Source organism: Thalassotalea litorea (genome assembly GCF_043642205.1).
GTDB classification, from domain to species: domain Bacteria; phylum Pseudomonadota; class Gammaproteobacteria; order Enterobacterales; family Alteromonadaceae; genus Thalassotalea_A; species Thalassotalea_A litorea.
This window is the reverse complement of sequence record NZ_JBHZSG010000053.1, coordinates 1-18,109: the sequence shown is the minus strand read 5'-3', so window position 1 is coordinate 18,109 and position 18,109 is coordinate 1. Positions and strand designations below refer to the sequence as shown.

Annotated in this window: 19 protein-coding genes; 9 read left to right on the top strand and 10 right to left on the bottom strand. The window is 41.3% G+C overall.

The genetic code is table 11. The features are described from left to right. Positions 1–119: 119 nt before the first annotated feature. On the bottom strand, positions 120–1,763 hold the full coding sequence (locus ACHUFQ_RS15630; protein ID WP_394176784.1) for a serine hydrolase domain-containing protein: 1,644 nt from the start codon (positions 1,761–1,763) through the stop codon (positions 120–122). A gap of 360 nt (positions 1,764–2,123) precedes the next feature. On the opposite strand from ACHUFQ_RS15630, the gene ACHUFQ_RS15625 reads away from it, so the two are divergent. Then, positions 2,124–2,609, top strand: a complete 486-nt coding sequence (locus ACHUFQ_RS15625; RefSeq protein WP_394176783.1) for a nuclear transport factor 2 family protein — start codon at positions 2,124–2,126, stop codon at positions 2,607–2,609. Positions 2,610–2,708: 99 nt separating this feature from the next. Here ACHUFQ_RS15625 and ACHUFQ_RS15620 read toward each other — a convergent pair whose 3' ends face one another. Continuing rightward, positions 2,709–3,716, bottom strand: a complete 1,008-nt coding sequence (locus ACHUFQ_RS15620) for an isocitrate dehydrogenase (protein WP_394176782.1) — start codon at positions 3,714–3,716, stop codon at positions 2,709–2,711. On the opposite strand from ACHUFQ_RS15620, the gene ACHUFQ_RS15615 reads away from it, so the two are divergent. After that, entirely contained in the window at positions 3,715–3,885 is a 171-nt protein-coding gene (locus tag ACHUFQ_RS15615) for a hypothetical protein (protein WP_394176781.1), read from the top strand. The two genes, ACHUFQ_RS15620 and ACHUFQ_RS15615, sit on opposite strands and share 2 nt — an antisense overlap. Before the next feature lie 123 nt (positions 3,886–4,008). Here the strand turns inward: ACHUFQ_RS15615 and ACHUFQ_RS15610 are convergent, their stop codons facing one another. The 4 genes from ACHUFQ_RS15610 to queF all read right to left on the bottom strand — a co-directional run bounded on the left by ACHUFQ_RS15610 (position 4,009) and on the right by queF (position 7,949). Continuing rightward, positions 4,009–4,389: a DUF3192 domain-containing protein gene (locus ACHUFQ_RS15610; protein WP_394176780.1), complete on the bottom strand. Its 381-nt coding sequence runs from the start codon at positions 4,387–4,389 to the stop codon at positions 4,009–4,011. A gap of 68 nt (positions 4,390–4,457) precedes the next feature. Next, complete coding sequence (gene xni / locus ACHUFQ_RS15605) at positions 4,458–5,279, bottom strand: flap endonuclease Xni (RefSeq protein ID WP_394176779.1); 822 nt, start codon at positions 5,277–5,279, stop codon at positions 4,458–4,460. A 3-nt stretch (positions 5,280–5,282) separates the two neighbouring features. Then, the gene (gene ppnN / locus ACHUFQ_RS15600; protein ID WP_394176778.1) at positions 5,283–6,641 is read right to left on the bottom strand and encodes a nucleotide 5'-monophosphate nucleosidase PpnN; all 1,359 of its coding nucleotides are present in this window, start codon (positions 6,639–6,641) and stop codon (positions 5,283–5,285) included. Positions 6,642–7,097: 456 nt separating this feature from the next. Next, positions 7,098–7,949, bottom strand: coding sequence for an NADPH-dependent 7-cyano-7-deazaguanine reductase QueF (gene queF / locus ACHUFQ_RS15595; protein WP_394176777.1), 852 nt, complete (start codon positions 7,947–7,949; stop codon positions 7,098–7,100). Between the two features lie 108 nt (positions 7,950–8,057). On the opposite strand from queF, the gene syd reads away from it, so the two are divergent. Further along, on the top strand, positions 8,058–8,642 hold the full coding sequence (gene syd / locus ACHUFQ_RS15590) for a SecY-interacting protein (protein ID WP_394176776.1): 585 nt from the start codon (positions 8,058–8,060) through the stop codon (positions 8,640–8,642). Positions 8,643–8,664: 22 nt separating this feature from the next. Here syd and ACHUFQ_RS15585 read toward each other — a convergent pair whose 3' ends face one another. Then, entirely contained in the window at positions 8,665–9,003 is a 339-nt protein-coding gene (locus tag ACHUFQ_RS15585; protein WP_394176775.1) for a hypothetical protein, read from the bottom strand. Positions 9,004–9,318: 315 nt separating this feature from the next. On the opposite strand from ACHUFQ_RS15585, the gene ACHUFQ_RS15580 reads away from it, so the two are divergent. Further along, a complete protein-coding gene (locus ACHUFQ_RS15580; protein ID WP_394176774.1) occupies positions 9,319–9,693 on the top strand; it encodes a DUF3192 domain-containing protein in 375 nt (124 codons plus the stop codon). A 48-nt stretch (positions 9,694–9,741) separates the two neighbouring features. Here the strand turns inward: ACHUFQ_RS15580 and ACHUFQ_RS15575 are convergent, their stop codons facing one another. Further along, positions 9,742–9,972 carry a DUF2789 domain-containing protein gene (locus ACHUFQ_RS15575; protein WP_394176773.1) on the bottom strand — a complete coding sequence of 77 codons (231 nt, stop codon included), beginning with the start codon at positions 9,970–9,972 and terminating at the stop codon, positions 9,742–9,744. Positions 9,973–10,520: 548 nt separating this feature from the next. Between ACHUFQ_RS15575 and ACHUFQ_RS15570 the strand changes: the two genes are divergently transcribed. The 3 genes from ACHUFQ_RS15570 to ACHUFQ_RS15560 all read left to right on the top strand — a co-directional run bounded on the left by ACHUFQ_RS15570 (position 10,521) and on the right by ACHUFQ_RS15560 (position 12,457). Further along, positions 10,521–11,180 (top strand): GNAT family N-acetyltransferase, encoded by a 660-nt coding sequence (locus ACHUFQ_RS15570; protein ID WP_394176772.1) that lies wholly within the window; start codon positions 10,521–10,523, stop codon positions 11,178–11,180. Positions 11,181–11,199: 19 nt separating this feature from the next. Then, positions 11,200–11,523 carry an Mpo1-like protein gene (locus tag ACHUFQ_RS15565; RefSeq protein ID WP_394176771.1) on the top strand — a complete coding sequence of 108 codons (324 nt, stop codon included), beginning with the start codon at positions 11,200–11,202 and terminating at the stop codon, positions 11,521–11,523. Positions 11,524–11,881: 358 nt separating this feature from the next. Then, positions 11,882–12,457 (top strand): hypothetical protein, encoded by a 576-nt coding sequence (locus ACHUFQ_RS15560; protein ID WP_394176770.1) that lies wholly within the window; start codon positions 11,882–11,884, stop codon positions 12,455–12,457. 50 nt (positions 12,458–12,507) lie between these two features. On the opposite strand, the gene ACHUFQ_RS15555 is transcribed toward ACHUFQ_RS15560, so the two are convergent. Beyond that, positions 12,508–13,368: a sulfotransferase domain-containing protein gene (locus ACHUFQ_RS15555; RefSeq protein ID WP_394176769.1), complete on the bottom strand. Its 861-nt coding sequence runs from the start codon at positions 13,366–13,368 to the stop codon at positions 12,508–12,510. Between the two features lie 212 nt (positions 13,369–13,580). On the opposite strand from ACHUFQ_RS15555, the gene ACHUFQ_RS15550 reads away from it, so the two are divergent. After that, positions 13,581–14,336, top strand: a complete 756-nt coding sequence (locus ACHUFQ_RS15550) for a formyl transferase (RefSeq protein ID WP_394176768.1) — start codon at positions 13,581–13,583, stop codon at positions 14,334–14,336. After that, positions 14,333–14,791 carry a methyltransferase family protein gene (locus ACHUFQ_RS15545; RefSeq protein WP_394176767.1) on the top strand — a complete coding sequence of 153 codons (459 nt, stop codon included), beginning with the start codon at positions 14,333–14,335 and terminating at the stop codon, positions 14,789–14,791. The genes ACHUFQ_RS15550 and ACHUFQ_RS15545 overlap by 4 nt, the downstream gene beginning before the upstream one ends. Before the next feature lie 132 nt (positions 14,792–14,923). Here the strand turns inward: ACHUFQ_RS15545 and ACHUFQ_RS15540 are convergent, their stop codons facing one another. After that, entirely contained in the window at positions 14,924–17,797 is a 2,874-nt protein-coding gene (locus ACHUFQ_RS15540; protein WP_394176766.1) for a TonB-dependent receptor, read from the bottom strand. Positions 17,798–18,109 lie beyond the last annotated feature (312 nt).

The following is an 18,109-nucleotide window of genomic DNA, read 5'->3' as shown; positions in this document are numbered from 1 at the left end:
CTACTGCATCATTCATTTGTTCACAACAATGATTTTTCATTAAAATTATTTACCCTTTGAATGACTGCTGATCGCTCACAGAAGACATTAACACTGTCAATAGGTTAAAGTCTAAAGAGTTAAATTTCGACTTTTTCAAATACTATATTTTTAGCTCTGGTCGAACTTAATAAAAAGCCTCTAATAGAGTCAAACGTTACTACTATTTGACCATACTTATCAGAAAAAACACCTTTTTTAATTGCTGCTAATTTATGAGGTGCACTTCCAGCCATGTTTAGAATTAATCCATTATTAGTCGCTGTCAGTTTATAATGACTGTCTAATTCTCGTGAGTAATACTTCCCTGTATAATCTGATGGCAAGCTAAAAACCCCTTCGCTGACTTTCTCATATTCAATCAATTTCTTAAGGCCATGACGCATCGTCATGACTGTAATCGAAGAATTGGGGTTTATTGTTAGTTGTGCTTGAATTCCGTCAGAAGAATAAACATTGAATGAATTGGTTGACTCCCCATGGCCATAAACCTCAGACTTATTTCGATTATTAACCAGGTAAAAAATAGAATCATTATCCTTGGTTAAGGAAATCTTTTGCTTTAGCTCGTCACTCCAATAATCTCCAAGAAAATTAGTTACCTGTGAGATAATAATTTTATTATGTTGTTCGTCACGTTGTGTATCTTCACCCTGAACTTCAAATACCACATTCGAGAGTTTTTGCGCTAAATTCATCGTATTTACATATCCATCATTACAAAGAATTCCAAAAGCAGTTTTTTTCGCAGGGAAGATCATGCTCATAGCTCTATAACCCGCATCTCCACCGCCATGATGAATTCTTTGCATTCCATTAAAACTATCTACTTCTAATCCGAAAGCATAATGTAGACTCTTACCATTTCGATATTTCCCGACTTTGACCATCTCTCGAAAAATATTTTTATTCTTAGTGCCTGATATACCTTCCAGGAACGCAGAAAACCAAACTTGTAAGTCTTTATTAGTGGTATATAAACCACTTGCGCCAACAATATCCATTGTATTAAAAGCCAATGAGTAGCTCTTGTCGGAAGGCCAGTATCCGCTTGCACGCAGTTTAATGACTTCAGTGTGACTATCATTAAAATGAGAATGGTTCATACCAAGCGGTTTAAATATATTTTCCGTCGTAAATTCCCTAAAACTTTGCTTAGTTACAACTTCTACTATTTTGGCTAAAAGATAGTAATTAGAGTTCGAATACATGTATTCTTCCCCAGGGTTGAAGTTAAGCGCTTCTTGCCTCGTTAAAAATGTCATCGCATCCTTATCCGTGTAATCGATACTCTCTCCAAATCCCCCCAAATAAGTCAGATGATCCATGTCTCGAATACCACTTGTATGGTGAATCAAGTCAGATACCAATATTCTTTTCGCATATTCTGGAAATTGAGGGAAAAACTTGGATAAAGAGTCGGTAAGACTGATTTTCTCTTCCTCAACTAACAGAGCGATGGCGTATGCCGTGAATTGTTTCGACGTGGATCCAATTAAGAAGCGGTTATCACTTGTGATAGGCGTGGAGTATTCCAGATTTGATAACCCATAGCCTTTATCAAAAATAGTCTTACCGTTTTGAGTGATTGCTACAGAGCAGCCTGGACCGTTCGCGTTAAAATTGGAGAAAACAGCATCTATATCATTTAAATTTATTTCATCAGCGATCGAAGCTGTAGAGTAAGTTAAAGCCAAACTTATTATGGCGTTTCGGATTATCAATTTCGTTCCTTGAAGATATTATGATATTGGAAAGGAGGATTTGAACGATCGATGTTCGCTCAAGAGACATTAACCTTTTCAGCTAGTTAACGTCAAATTTGTGTAAGGAGTGAGCCGATGTCGACTTCGAATATAATATGGTTGCAGGTTTAACGGTCAATTTCCTGCGATTACCTGTTAAAAGTAAATACATTTCGCTATTGGTTAGTTATCACTTTTGTTAAATATCATTTAAACCGATTCTCTTCACGTCAGAACAACATGCATCATTGAAACTCATATCCGTATTGGCAGCTTTGCTAATATTTTCCAAATCACTAAACATGGCTATACTTTTGACGATTAATCGAGGAAAAAATCATGAGAAACATGCTGTTAGCTTTAACGATGATTTTTACATGCGTCAACGTTAACGCCGAATCTGTAGTGGAACGTAATAAATCATTGGCGAAAAATTTTTATCAAGATCTTTGGTTTACAAATAATACTGAAAAGTACACAGACTATGTGGCAGACGCTTATGTTGTGCATGACGTTGGCCCACGCAAGGGGATAAAGGAACAGGCGATTGCCCAAAAAGAAATTGCTGATATGTTTCATAGCTTCGGCAAGATGACTGGAAAAATTGATTATCAAATTGCGGAAGATGATAAGGTTGCAACGCGTTGGTTACTTTATTTTGAGCCAAATGATGAAGCCAAAGCAAAAGGTATGACAGAAATAGACGGCGTTGCCATTATTAATGTGTTTCGATTCAATAATGAAGGGAAGATTGTCGAATTCTGGAATCATCGACATGATGTCGAACTACCTAGACCACCTGAAATGCAGAGTGATACTCCTTAAATAGAACAGTGTTCAACGTTACACTGTGGTTAAAACAGTATCTGCTTAAAACAAAAAAAGCGACCGAAGTCGCTTTTCTTTATTGATACTGGATATGCCTTACAGGCGCTCAAGTACCGCGTCAGTGAAATCAGTAGTGCCGTGAACACCACCTAAATCACGAGTTGTACGGTCAGCAGATTCGATAACATCTTTTACCGCATTGCGGATAGCAGACGCTTTATCGTTCATACCTAAGTACTCTAGCATTTGGATTGACGCCAAAATAACGGAACTTGGATTGGCAAGATTTTTACCGGCAATATCAGGGGCACTGCCGTGTACCGCTTCAAAAATAGCACAGTCTTTACCGATGTTTGCACCGGGTGCCATACCAAGGCCACCAACAAGACCAGCACATAGGTCTGAAATGATATCACCAAATAAGTTAGTGGTTACAATCACGTCAAACTGCTCTGGATTCATAACAAGCTGCATACAACAGTTATCAACGATCATTTCCGCAGATTCAATATCAGGGTAACGCTCGCCAACTTCACGGGCAACTTTCAGGAACAAGCCTGACGTTGATTTCAGGATATTTGCTTTGTGAACAGCAGTAACTTTCTTACGACCTTCTTTACGAGCAGTCTCATAAGCGAACGTTACGATGCGCTCAGCACCGTCACGAGTGATTAAGCTCATCGCTTCCGCTTGTGAACCGTCTGCAGAAACGGTTTGACCTAAACCTGAGTACATACCTTCGGTATTCTCACGGATAGTCAGGATATCGATATTCTCGTAACGAGCACGAGTACCTTTGAAAGAGAGAACAGGACGCAAGTTTGCGTAAAGTTTAAACTGCTTACGCAAGGTAACATTGATTGACGTAAAACCTTCACCAACTGGTGTGGTTAGTGGACCTTTTAAGGTAATTTTGTTTTTTTCAATCAACTTGATGGTTTCTTCAGGAACCAACTCACCATGTTTTTCCAAAGCTGCCAAACCGGCATCCGCAAATTCATATTCGAAATTACAACCTGCTTTATCTAGCACTTTTAAACATGAATCAATAATACTGGGACCGATGCCGTCACCAGGGATAACCGTGATAGTTTGTTTAGTCATGGAAATAGCCTTAACAATGTTAGAAATATTACAAATACTGCCTGTTAGAGTATTACAAAAAGATGGAAAAAATTTTGAAAAACTTCAGCAGAAATTTTTATGGCGGCTTTATACCATGACTGGTCAGATGATTCCAGTTTTCACGGGGGAAATAGGCGTTATTTCGTAATAATCCTACAAAACGAACAAAATTTGACAATTAACGAATTAATTTGTTGTTTTAGGAAAATGAAAGGGGGAGAAGCAAGTAATTGCGCATACCTGCTTTTACCAACAACGGTTAAGAAAAAGACTAGAGCTCTTTATAATCGAGATAAGCGGTTTCACCTATGCCGACTAACACACCGTCTTTGAACAATAGAGCCGTGCATTCATCTTGAGTAGTGATGCCATCGCTGTGGCGATGTTGAGTGCGATAAAACATGACCTGATAGTTATTTACGGTCACTTTTTTGGCTTCGGTCAGATCCGGGCTTCCTAATTCAGCAAGAATTGTATCCACGGAAATACCATTTAGATTCAATTTTGCAATGTATTGTCGGTTATAGCCTTCCCGATCTTCCCAGCCCATATCCTGAGGCTTATCATCTTCATGAAAATGCAATACTGCGGCAGCAAATACGCCGTAGAGAACGACCGCAATTAAAATTCTGAAGGCGATGGTCTTGTTCATTGTGTAAATCCAGTTAATTTGTTCGTGTTTCGATGTTTGTTGCTTAATTTAGCAGAAATATATGTTTATTAAACAGCCTGTTGATTCATTTGTTTTTGTAAACGAATGTCTTTGAGATTAAACCCTAATGGAATGTCTTTCTTTAGGGTTAACAGCTCCTGATATAGTTGCATCTGAGGCTTATGCTCTTGCAGTTTTATCGCCATACTTTGCTTTAAATCCGAGGCATCGAGGACACCTTTTAACGAATGGTATTGTTGCAATAACTGAGCGGCAGTAATTTGTCCGATGCCAGGCACACCCGGAATTTTATTGGTTGAATCACCACTCAATGTCCATAGATCGATTAGCTGCGTAGATTTCACCTGAAATTTATCTCTTACGTATTGTTCATCCAGAACTCGTTGATTAAAGTGATCAAAAACCCGGATATGTTCACAAAGCAGAGGGAGAAACCCTTTGTCGGTAGAAATTATGGTGACATCCTGTGCCCGCAAGGCAACTTTAATCGCCAGCGTTGCAATCAGATCATCCGCCTCATCATCATCTGAGACAAGAGAATCGACCTGTAGCTCCAACAATGCGTCCTGAATATCGGTCAAGCTTTGCTCAAGATGCTCAGGCATTTTTTTCCGGCCTTTTTTATAATCCGGATATAACTGATAGCGCCAACAGGGACTGTTACTGTCAAAAACTGCCAGTACATGAGTCGGTTGTTGATGGTTTAGAATCTTTCTGACGGCTTGCACCGTGTGAATTTTAGTGTTGTGAACAATTTGTTGTTTGGTCGTGTCGGACAACGTATCCATATAGTGAAACGGGCGCTCTTGCACCGCGTACACCCGACGGATTAAATTCATCGCATCAATTAAAACTATATGTGCTGGCATGGTTTATTCGTTATCAGAGACAATGTCGTAACAAGGCACGTACTTGCTTCCTGGCAATTTCATACGTTGTTGTTTTACAAACGATGATAACAGGTTATCCATATCTGTCATAATTTCTTTGTTACCAGATATTTGATAAGGACCTTTTTCACGAATCTGCTTGACCCATTCAGGCTTTACATTGCCGGCAACGATGCCTGAAAATACGCGCCTCAGGTTAGCGGCAAGTTCGCCAACGGGTAAATTCTTTTCTAAATTCAATGCCGCCATATTGTCATGAGTTGGTTCAAAAGGTTGTTGGAATTCCTCTTCAATGTGTAGTGACCAGTTATAGTGATAGGCATCACCTACGGCTTTTCGATAATTAATCACCGATGCCACTTTACTTTGTAGATATTGTGCAACTTCCCGTTCGTCATCAATGATTATGGTATACAACGACTGTGCCTGAGGACCCAGGTTTTTACCGATAAACTGATCAAGATCGCGAAAATACTGCTCACTGGTTTTCGGCCCGGTCAATACAATCGGTAGTTTTTGTTGGCGATTGGCTGGATTTAATAATATTCCCAGTACAAACAGTAATTCTTCAGCGGTACCGGCGCCACCAGGGAAAATAATCAAGCCGTGACTGAGGCGCACAAACGCTTCCAGGCGCTTTTCGATATCCGGCATAATGACCAGCTCATTTACAATCGGATTCGGCGGTTCGGCAGCAATAATACTGGGTTCGGTCAGACCGATATAGCGGCCTTGATAATTACGTTGTTTAGCATGGCCAAAGGTGGCACCCTTCATCGGCCCTTTCATTGCCCCGGGACCACAGCCGGTGCAAATATTAATACCTCTCAGCCCTAACTGGTAGCCAACTTCTTTGGTGTACTTATATTCAGTATCATTGATCGAATGGCCACCCCAACAGGTAATTAAATTTGGCTCTGCATCAGGTTTGATCACATTGGCATTTCGTATAATGTCAAACACAATATGGGTCGCCAGGTTACTTGATTGCGGCGGTGGCATACACATATAGCGGTTCGAGATAAATAAAATATCACGTAGTACTGCGGACAGTTGTTCGGCGATACCACGAATGATTTTACCATCGACGAAGGCATGTTTTGGGGGATTGATTAAATGGATTTTCACCCCGCGTTCGCGTTTAAGTACTTCAATGTCGAAATTTTTGTAACGTTGATATATGGCTTCCGCATCATCGGTATCGCTGCCGACGTTAAGCACCGCCAAAGAGCAGTTTCGATATAGCTGATAAAGTTCGCTGTTCGCAGAATGTTGTAACTGATCAACTTCTAAAGGGGAGAGCAGGCGCATTTCGCCGACGGGATTTAAATCATACTGCATACTGACCTCTACATTGTTGTTTTTATACGTTATACCAATCACATTAAATTATTACTCACTCAGTGAGAATTTAAAGGCTTTTAGGCAAGGCTTTGATTGCAGAGAATGGTGGCTCCATTATCTCAAAATCGGCCAAAATCAGTAACGCAGGATAAATGCCTTTAAAACTCACCCGTAGGGAGTTTATCTGAGGCCCATTTACGGCCCTATACTTCATTAATATAGAATGACTATATCAATAAAATCTATGTTGTAACTGAACCTCTGCCCTAACTCTGAGTTGTGCACAAACTTATTGTGATTGGTATTACCCAAACACCTTGTTAAGCGTGATGCTTGCCAACATTAATGCGCTTGCAATCGGTGTTCAGGTATACGATCAGTGTAGATCAGAAATGTTCGATTTGGGTGAAAAAATCTGTAACTAACTATAAATTATGGCAAAAATATCTATCGCTATTGCCTCAGAGTTCGTCTGTTTGGCGCTTTTTCTAACGTAGTTGAACGAAAAGGGTTGATGTCTAACCCCCCACGGCGCGTATATCTGGCATAAACTGTCAGCTCTTCACACTGGCAAAACGCCATCAAATCGACAAAAATTCGCTCCACACATTGTTCGTGAAACTCATTATGCTGACGGAATGAGACTAAATAGCGCAATAGTTTTTCTTGATCGATCTGAGTGCCACGATAGTCGATGTATATGCTAGCCCAGTCAGGTTGGTTGGTAATTAAACAATTGGATTTTAACAGATGACTGACCAACTTTTCTTCAACGATTTCTGTACCCATGCTAGCACCCTGAAGCATGTTTCGGTTCAGTTGATAATCGTCAATAGTAATATTCTGCTCATCGATACGCTGGTATTCACCACTGGGAGCGATTGCTAGTGGTGGGCAATGCTCTACATCAAATAAAGTAACGCTGGCTTGTCCTTCACAAACACGAGATAAATCGATTTCAAGGCGCTGTTGTACCGTTTTCCAATCGGAATATTTGCTTTGATTGAAACTGTTGAGATACAGCTTGAACGATTTGGATTCAACGATGTTGATACTGGTACAAGGAAAGCGAAACTCTGCGACGGCAACCTGGGGCAGGCCATTGTCGTTGAGCCAGGACAACTCAAAGCCATACCAGATATCTTCGCCTGAAAATGGCAAAGCTTCTTGGTCTACAGCCAGCGAGTTACGATTTAAACTACGAGGTACACCTTGTAATAACGTCGCATCGTATTGGCTTTGATATGTCGTTTCTTTACCTAACAGTAATGCCTTAAGTTCATCGGCATCATGATAATTACTCATAGCGTTTTAAATTTGACTGCAAAGACCGGTATAATAGCAATTTTTTAGGGTCGGCGGAATGCAGGTTCACAACATTCATACCCCTCAGGACAATCTAAGGCAATAACTATGACATCTGCAATGACAGCAACCCAAGCCAGTTTAGATAAGCTGTTAACGACATTTATTGAACAATGTCAGGAAAAACTCGGCAAGTTTCCATCGATAGAGCACGATAGTCAGTGGCCATCTCCAGTGGAAATGGATTCGGTCAAGGAAGGCGAACTTACTCGCTGGCAACCGCATCGAGTTGAGGAATCGCTAACGTTTGCCAATGTTGAGGACGCTTTAGAAGAAACAATACACCCAAGTATCAAAGAATATTTTAGCTTTGCTTACAGTGAAAACATTGAAGCGATGAGCGAAGATGGGCAGTTGTCCTTGTTGTTTGCGTGGAATTTCGAAGATTTTGAGCGACTCCAGCAAAATATCATCGGACATGTTCTAATGAAACGACGCCTGCGCCAACCAATCAGCATCTTTTTTGCGATTACCGATGAAGACGATATCAATTTGGTCGTCGACAATGAGGATGGCAGTGTCTGGGTAGAACCTGTCGGTCTAAAAGGAAGTAAAAAACTCGCGGATTCGTTAAGTGAGTTTCTCGATTCTTTAACGATACTGGTCCCCGATAGCGATACCCAGACGGAGTAAATCTGGCCTAATATCTGGCGCCTTAGCGTTCGGACTTTAACGCCTCAACTTCTTGCTTTAATTGTGTTATCTCTACCGCCATGGCCTGCAGCTTTTGTTGTAGATTTTGTATTTGTTGTTGTGCCTGTTGAGCTAAGTGCAACGCTGAGTCGTCCTGACTGTCAGCTAAAGCGGATCCCGCTGTTTCCTGAGGCTGTGAAGTTTCGCCGAGTTTGGGATTTCTCTGCCATTGCTGTAACCCTTTAATGATGGCGGTTAATGGCATGGCAACCGATAACTGGCTTTTGATCAGGGCAACCGTGGGCGTTTTTCCCTGTATGTTTAACTGATGAGCGATTTGGTAGATTTCTTGCTGACTCATAGAGGTTTTTACCTTTAATGCTTAAATTTCACCCATAGATTGGGAAATTTGCTAAATAATAGCGAAAGTCACCAACATTGTCATCGTTTAATGCTAGGGGTTTTTAAAATACCCTTAAAATACAATGACTTGTGTTTTTGGCAAGTTACTTGCTTTGTCTGTAATTGTAAATTGATGTCAACGACGGTTTGGCATCGGTATTTAGTTGATGATTAAAACCAATGACAATGTTCAGGGCGTTTCGAACTGGCATTTTGTCACCAGGGAATCTGTTTTCGCGATTAACATCGCCCAATAAATTATAAAGGTAAAACCATGAAAAAAACTCTAATTGCATTGTTAGTAATGGCGCCGTTGTCGGCTGCATTGACAGGTTGTGTAATTGCCGTTGATGGCAAAGGTGACTGGGATGCAAACGCAATTCATTCTGGTCATGATGCTGCATACGAAAACCGTAAAAATCTTGCCGAGCTTGAAGAGAACATGAGTTTTACCGCTGTTAAGAAAAAAATGGGAGTGCCAGATTTCAATGAAACCTATGAAAAAAATGGCGACAATATTCAAGTGCTATACTACCGCACGAATCGTAAACATGCTGACAGCATGACAACAAAAGATGAATGCACGCCATTGATTTTTAAAGATAAAGTTTTAGTGAGCTGGGGCGATAAAGCACTCGCACAGCTGTAAAGCAGCGTTATCGTTCTGTGTTCGGGCGCCACATGGCGCCTGTTTTATCTATCGCAACATACTATCTAACACATCAACAACGTCACACCAATCCGAATCATCATTGAGTGATTCTTGCAGAAAACTTGCTTGTGATGCTGTCCAAAAACTTGCTTCTTCGATCCGTATTTCGGATGCCAATCCCCGATGTTGTTCAATGAATTGATTAATACTGTCTGGTTGGTTATCTAACCCTAATTGTGCGAACAAATTTTGCAAATTATGATGTGACAGATCCATGTTATGAGCCTCAACGTTTTTACCTGAATAGTAATCATTATAGTTGTGGTTTTGCAGGTTTTTACCTGTCAAGCAGAAGCAAAAAGTAACTTATTGATTTGACTAAAATACTGTCCATTTTCTGCGATCGCTTCGAAATTAAGAAGGTGCTTGCGTTGGCTAAACTCCCTACGGGTGAGTTTTAAAGGCGTTAGGACTACGTTACTGATTTTGGCTGTTTTTGAGACAATGGAATAACCATTCTCTGCAATCAAAGCCTTGTCTAAAAGCCTTTAAATTCTCACTGAGTGAGCAATAATTTAATGTGATTGGTATTACGTGGTTTGCTAATGCTGTTGTCAGCAAGGATTTAATCATGCTTTATTGACCAGTCCCTGCGGACGATATTGCTTAGTCTCAATTATCAGGCCTCTACTCATAAAGGGTTGGTATATTTAAAATTCCCTGATATGGTGATTAAGTAGTGACACAACCAGAGCGCCGCAACATCGGTTCTGCTCACTACTATTGGGGATGTAAGAGCACAGTCTACCGTGCAGCCGCAAATAATGAGTGAACTTGTCATGAACGATGTGAAAGTAGCCACAGACAACGATATCAGAGCGTCGTATTTACCTGCCAGTGAAATTAAAATAGCAGCGTCTTTGCTGTTTCAGGCGTATCAGGATGATCCGGTTTTTATGGACATCTTTGATGCGCAAGACAGCAGTTATGAGCAACGGTTAAGGGCGACCATTCGAGAAGAATTGGCAGCGTTTTGGCAAGCAAAACAACCAATCCTTGGGTTGTATCTGGGCGAGGCATTAGTCGGGGTAGCGTGCATTAATAGCCCCGGACGCGGGTTAGGTAGTGATAGGTTTTGGCACTGGCGATTGAAAATGATGCTTGGCGCCGGGTATTTTAGTACTCGACAAATGATCGAGAAAGAGCAACTTATCATCGATTCAGTACCGCTGCAGCAATTTCACATGTTATCGTTTATTGCGGTTCACCCGCTGCATCAACATTTAGGTTTTGGTCATTATCTGGTCGCTGCGGTCAATACCGTGTTAGAGGAAAACCCGGACAGTGAAGGCGTTGCTATTTATGTCACCAGTGATAAATATCGTGATTTTTTTCAAGAATGTGATTATCAGGTAGTGAAAGAGGTTACGGTAGGAAAAGTGACCGGACCATTAATGATTCATTATCGTGAAAAGACAACATAAGCAAGAGTAGTAGAGTGTTATGACAGATAAAAAATATCAGACTTTTCGGGAGTTTTATCCATTTTATTTATCTCAGCACGAAGATAAAACCTGTCGTGCATTGCATTACATCGGCAGCCTTTTGGTGATTGCCACTATGATATATATTCTGGTGACGGGTAAAGCATTGTATTTGCTTTTGCTTCCCATACTTGGCTATGGTTTTGCCTGGGTGGGACATTTCTTTTTCGAGAAAAACAGACCTGCAACATTCATATATCCCTGGTTTAGCTTTCTTGGCGACTGGGTCATGCTGGCAGAATTTATTACCGGTCGTAAGCTGATAGAAGGTTCGCACTCCTAAACCATACATCCATTTAAAGACGATTCAAACAATGCAGGACTATGTAGTCCTGCATTCTATTTATATCAACTAATTCCTTATTTTTATTAAGAAAATATTCCCGATTTTTTATTGGGAAATATTTTTTTCTCACCTACACTTTTAATAATTGCCATCGACAAACGATGAATGTTTGTCCCCCATGAAACAGTGACGTTTTAATTTCATATCCTATGGCGACTTGCTGAATTTTTGTATCCCCTATGTATAGTAAGCCTGACTTGTGGGCGCATTTTTACTTGATTTAGCCAGACGTAACTTGTTGTAAAAGGACTGCCGTTTTCCCCAAGGATGATTCTCCGACACGGTAAGGCTCGTTATGATAAAAATAATTGTGCTGTTTCTCTCGTTACTAAGTAGTTTGTGCTGGGCTGAAAATTACCACGAAATATCGTTACGGTATCGCGGTGGTGCGAATGTTTCTAAGCTAACGACGGATAACGAAGTTGGTATTCAATATACATTTCGCTATCAGTTTGGCAACTTTTTTACCGAAAACCTTATTTATGCAACACGGGCAGATATTGCTGACTACATTGGCTTTACGCTAGGGGGCGGCTATCAATACAAACAGTTTGATTTCTCGATCAATGTATTTGGTGAAGATACGAAAGAGCGGTGGTTGATTGAGGAGCGGCAAGGAGATTGTCACGCGTGTCGATTGGAATGGGTTAATTCAAATTGGCGAGAATATGTTTCGATAAAAACGGCCTATCGTTTCGATTTTGTTGAACCTTTCATTGAGTATCGATTCGTGGGTTCAGAAAAAGTTCCTCGGGACGATCACATTGCTTATGGCGTGGTGTTAAAAACCAAGTTGTTTGATACCGTCATCGCCTCCCGATTTGAAAATAGCGATGGTATTCTTTCCTATACTTTCGGCTTCAGATTTTGATGAGAAGTGAATCCATTTATTAAAACCTCTTAAGTTAAAATATAGGGTTGTTACCAGTTAAACGATTTCCCTGAAAACTCATAAAACGCCTGATTTCGCTTACTAAAATAATTCTTCAAGTAGCTTCTTACTTCAGGCTCCTGCTCGAGTTCGGCTTGTGGTAGGTGAATTGAATCGATTCTCATATCGATATTTTCTACGCCAAGAAAACGATATACGTCCAGCAGTACCTTGTTAGGGGCGCGCTTCAATTCTTCAATGCTTACCAGTTTAATTTGCTCTTTCGGAAACAATTTCAGGTATCGTTCAATTTGCTCTTGATAATGCCCCCGGGATTTATAGGTCGCATGAATGAATGTACCACTTTTATAGTCTTTATTTTTTAATGTCCAGGCCAACCTTTTCTCTTCGATTTGCAAAGCATTAATAAAGGGCAGGTATTCTCGATTATGTCGCTTGGAATCCAGGTAATGATGTATTGCTCTGTCCACAGGGTTTCTCAGAACAAATATTATTTTGACCTTGGGGATCAAGCTATGGAGTCGTTTCGCCGCAAGGGGGTGAAAGCTGTAAAAGGTTGAGGCCTCAAAAGCCTGGTGACCATTGGGCATTTCTTTGCGCATTGGGAAGTGGGCGCGGTACCAGTGTTCACCTTTCGAAAAATTATCTTTTTCTGGAAATAGGCCGCCGTCAAAATAATGAATTTGGGATTGGCAGGTGCCATGTAATTTAGGGTGTTCATTGATTAATTTAATCAGGCTTGCGGTGCCGGAATAGCGCGCACCTAATATTAAAAAGTCTGGTAAAACCCGACTCTTGGCGGTTAACAGACGATACTTGAAACGAATCTGTTGGTGTTTTTTATCGAAGAGCCGGCTCAGTCTGCCTTGTGGGCTCGGTGTGTTTTTCATTTGGCATTTAATTATTATTCCTTGAGTTTTTAGTGTAGTTGAAAATTTCTAAGTTATTAGGCTGTTTATTGGCCAAATTAATTGATTTAATAAGAAAATAAACATTTAAAGAGTTCGAAGAGGTAAATTTGAACATTACATTTTTGGTTAACAAGGATTTACCCAGTAATTTTGCTCTCAATTTAATATTACCTCAGTTACACGAGCACCAGGTGACCGTGTTCGTATCCGATAAGGTCGGGAATCCGAAGCGCCAAGCAGGCCCCCTTAAATTACTTGCTGATCTTGAGTCAAAATTTATTTTGCCGCTGCTTGACCAAGAGCAAAGAACAGCAGATTCAAACGCTTTTCTCGGCTTCAATCAATTGCAGCGTTATACTCAAAAACCAATTGCTACGTTAAATGATATCAATCAAGCATCAGGCATAGAAACGTTAGCGAGCACCAATCCGGATCTGATCATCAGCATTCGCTTTGGCAAAATTCTTAAAGCGGAAGCAATTAAGGTGCCGCGTTTCGGTGTTATCAATCTGCATTCTGGATTATTACCACAGTATCGTGGCGTTATGGCAACATTTTGGGCGATGTTAAACAGTGAACGGGAAATCGGTACCACATTGCATACCATCGATGACGATGGCATCGATACTGGGAGCGTTATCACCCAAAGCCAAATGCAGGTGCAAACGTCAAAATCTTATTTATGGCATGTTTTAAACCTTTATTTGTCGGCGCCAGACCTTATTCTTCAATATCTACAAACATTGCAGAGCGATAAGTCGGTACAGACTTCTGCACAAGACGGTGAAGAGGGTTATTACAGTTTTCCTGATGAAAAACACCTGTCTCAATTTTCGCGAAAAGGATTAACGCTTTTTGATGTTGACGAATTGACGAGATTTATTGAAACATATTATCAGCTAAGGTTGCCTGCCCAACAGTTACTGACGATAAGGAAAGCGCAATGAAGTCTCTTGAATTAAAAATCCCACCGGTACTGTTGTTGATAGCTTTTATTGGAGGCACATGGTTTTTACGTCACCCTGAGTATCCCATGTTTGAAATCACACTCAGCAATATCATTGCTGCAGGCGTGTTAGTCGCCGCGCTGAGTATTATATTTTTAGGCGTTATTGGATTTCGTCGCCAGCAAACCAGCGTAGATCCAAGATTTCCGCGGCAAACATCCAGTTTGGTGGTGCATGGGATTTACCGGTTTAGTCGTAACCCAATGTATTTAGGGTTTGCTCTCATTTTAGCTGGGTGGTGCGTGTTTCTTGCCTCACTATCTGCGGCATTGCTGGTACCTGTTTTTGTGATTTATTTAGACCGTTGGCAGATACAGCCCGAAGAACGCGTTCTCGAGAGTATATTTAAGCAGGAGTATTTAGCCTATAAAGCCAGAGTCAGACGTTGGCTTTAATCCATGATTATATCGCAGTCTTGATTCGCCCTTAGCGGCCAAATTCATCACTCGGATGCACTTATGGTTAACAAAAGCAAAAAAAAGCGGCTGAGAAAAATCAGCCGCTTTTATTAACCTAAACCTGGGAGATTAAAAGGTATAGGTTGCGTGAAGTGTGTAGGCTCGACCGCGAGGATCTGCTACACGAGGATCAAAGGCTGCACCTGGTGAAAAGTCATTTTGGTGAGCGGTAAATGGTGGCTCTTCATCCAAAAGATTTTTAATACCAAAAGTCAGGCTTAAATGATCCCAACCGGTGTACTGGACACTGGTGTTGTAGACGGTGTAACTATCGACTTCTGGATCCCAGTTTGGTGGGTTGATTTCGCCAGATTCGATACCTGGTGGTACTTCGTCATCATAGCTATCACGGAAAACTTGAGTTAAATTCACCGTAAAATCTTCGTAATTGTAGTTGAACGCTAATGTGTGCTTCCAACGAAGTGGAATATTACCGCGAGAATGGGTACCCACTAAGTTATCACCGAATGGTGCATCATCCAGAAGCTTTTTCTTATCTTCAATCAGGTAACTACCGTTAAAATTAACGGAAAGCTGACCACCGCCGATATCCGTTGCATATTTAGCACCAAACTCAACACCACTGGTATTGCGCTCACCAGCGTTAACGTAACGTTGGTCAATTGAGATTAACTCACCAGAACTATCACGAATAAAGTTTTCTTCGAACACATCATAGTTTTCAACTAGATCATCACGACCTGGTACCTGAATGGTACCTTCAATAATGATTTCCCACCAATCAACATTCATGCTGAAATCATCAAAAGGAGCCCAAACAAAACCTAAGCTAGCTTGTTCTGATTCTTCTGGACCTAAGTCCGGTTTACCACCATAGAGAATTGTAGGTTGAATTGGCTGACACTGAGGGTCATCAACCTGCACAATACCACCGGCACAAACGGCTGGATCTGCAAAGTCTAAGCCTGTGTATGGTTCTTCTGTGATGCCATTAAATAACTGGTTAAACGTGGGTACACGGAAGCCGGTACTATAGGCGCCACGGAATAACACGCTGTCGTGTGGCTTCCAGGTAAAACCATATTTAGGGTTGGTTGTGCCCCCAAAACCTGAGTAATCATCATGACGAACTGCTAAGTTCAATTCAAACGATTCAACAATCGGGATTAATGCCTCAACAAATACCGCTTGAATCGTGCGATGAACATTATCTAATGCATTGGCATCATCAAATGGCGCACCATAGATGTCAGGACGACTTTCTGAGGCACGACGATCGCCGTTAAATTTATATTCTTCACGGCGAATATCAACCCCTGCTGCAACATAAATAGAGTCACCGCTTAAACCAAGTTCAAACCCTGTATCGCCGGTGATTGACGCGTCAAACTGAGTCATAACGGTTTCACCGCCAAACAGGACAACACCGCGTGCCGATGCCGCTTCGATTGCCGCCATACCTTCTGCGGTTTGCGATTCACCTGGCAATAAGAAGGGACTCACCAGACCGGTACCGATAGCTTGAGCTAGCATCTCGGTATAATGATAACCTCCACCCAACTCAGAATCCGCTTCATTAGACGAACGTGATAAACCGACTTTGTAATCCCAGTCATCCCACGAACCGTCGAGGCCCAACTGTAACTTGTACGCTTTTGTGGTTGTTTCAATTTCACGTGGGCCACAATCCATACAACGCCATCGATAGGCAATAGGTGCACCAATATTTAACTGCTCGGCGCCGTAATAGGAAGATAGGGCATCTACAATATAGTCGTATGACGCACCAGTACTGGGATACCAACCGCCGCCGAAAGTTTCCCAATCACCATTACCAATAGACCACGGGGTAATTTGATTTGGTTCGAACGTTTTCTTCGTGGTGACTTCTGAGCCAACAAATTCGATAAAACCTTCAAGATCTTCAGTGAGCTTTGCCGTACCTCTGGTAACTAAATCAATGCTTTCAACAGGTTGTTGTAAAACCGAGGCGCGAGGATAGTCCCATGCACAGCTTACGGTTTCATTTGCTCGGTTCCATAATGCGCCGGTATCAACATCCATATTTGGGAATGCGTCACAACCTGGTTGACCCGGTAAAGCCATTACGTTTAGTACGCTGTTTTCAAGGCCAGTTTCCGGGTTGATTAGACCACTACCAATTAGATTGTAGTGACTACTGGTTGGATCGTTTGGGCTGCTCCAGCGGTCATTAATGGAAGCAAATGGTGCGCCACGCGTATCGGGCGACAGGCCTCTGTCAGGCTGGAATGTGTTGGTGAAATCTCGGTCATCGCCATTTAAGATTTTTACATCTTTATAGGATGCCGTGGCCATAACGTTAAAACCATCGCTGTTCAGATCGCCGAAACCACCCACGAACGTAAAACGATAAATATCGCCACCACCATCTTCAGTAACGTCAGCGAGACCGCCTAATTCAGCACCTTGATAATTCTTTTTAAGGATAAAGTTGATAACACCACCGATAGCATCAGTACCATATACGGCAGAAGCACCATCGCGAAGCACTTCAACTCGTTCAATCGCAGCAAATGGAATGGAATTTAGATCAACAGAACGACCTTTTAAGCCATGGGTAGCAACCCGACGGCCATTAAGTAGGACTAAGGTTGAACTTGCGCCTTGTTGTCTTAAATTAGCACTCGAAGCGCCGTTATTACCACGTTCTTCGCCACCAACAATTCCCGCGTTACTGGCCAGGTTGTCGTTAGAGTTTGAGGCGATATTCATTTGCAGTAATAATTGATCGGCTGAGGTAATGCCGGCGGCGTCAATCTCAGCTTTACTGATGACGGTTACCGGTAAATCACCCTCAAGGCTCGTACGTTTAATACTGGAACCTGTAACTTCAATGCGTTCTACTTCCTCTGTATTGATTGCTTCGGTAGCTTCTTGGGCAAGAGCCTGTGAAGAAATACCTGATAAAGCAAGAACCATTGCTATCTTATTAAGTTGCACTGTGCTTTCTCCTGTTGTTGTTATTTTCAGCGACATAATTTCTACAGCTTAATAGGATCAAACTGCTCGAAATTTCACCTAGTAATAAATTACCACAATTTCACCGTCTGTAAATAATTTATTGATTACTATATTTACTTTTGAGAATAAATTATGTCAAATGAGTTTTCTTCAGCTGTTGGAAATGGGATTTGTTATAGAACGGCCGTTCATTGAGCGGAAACTGGCGGCAGCGTTATACCAATCCCATTAAATTATTGCTCACTCAGTGAGAATTTAAAGGCTTTTAGACAAGGCTTTGATTGCAGAGAA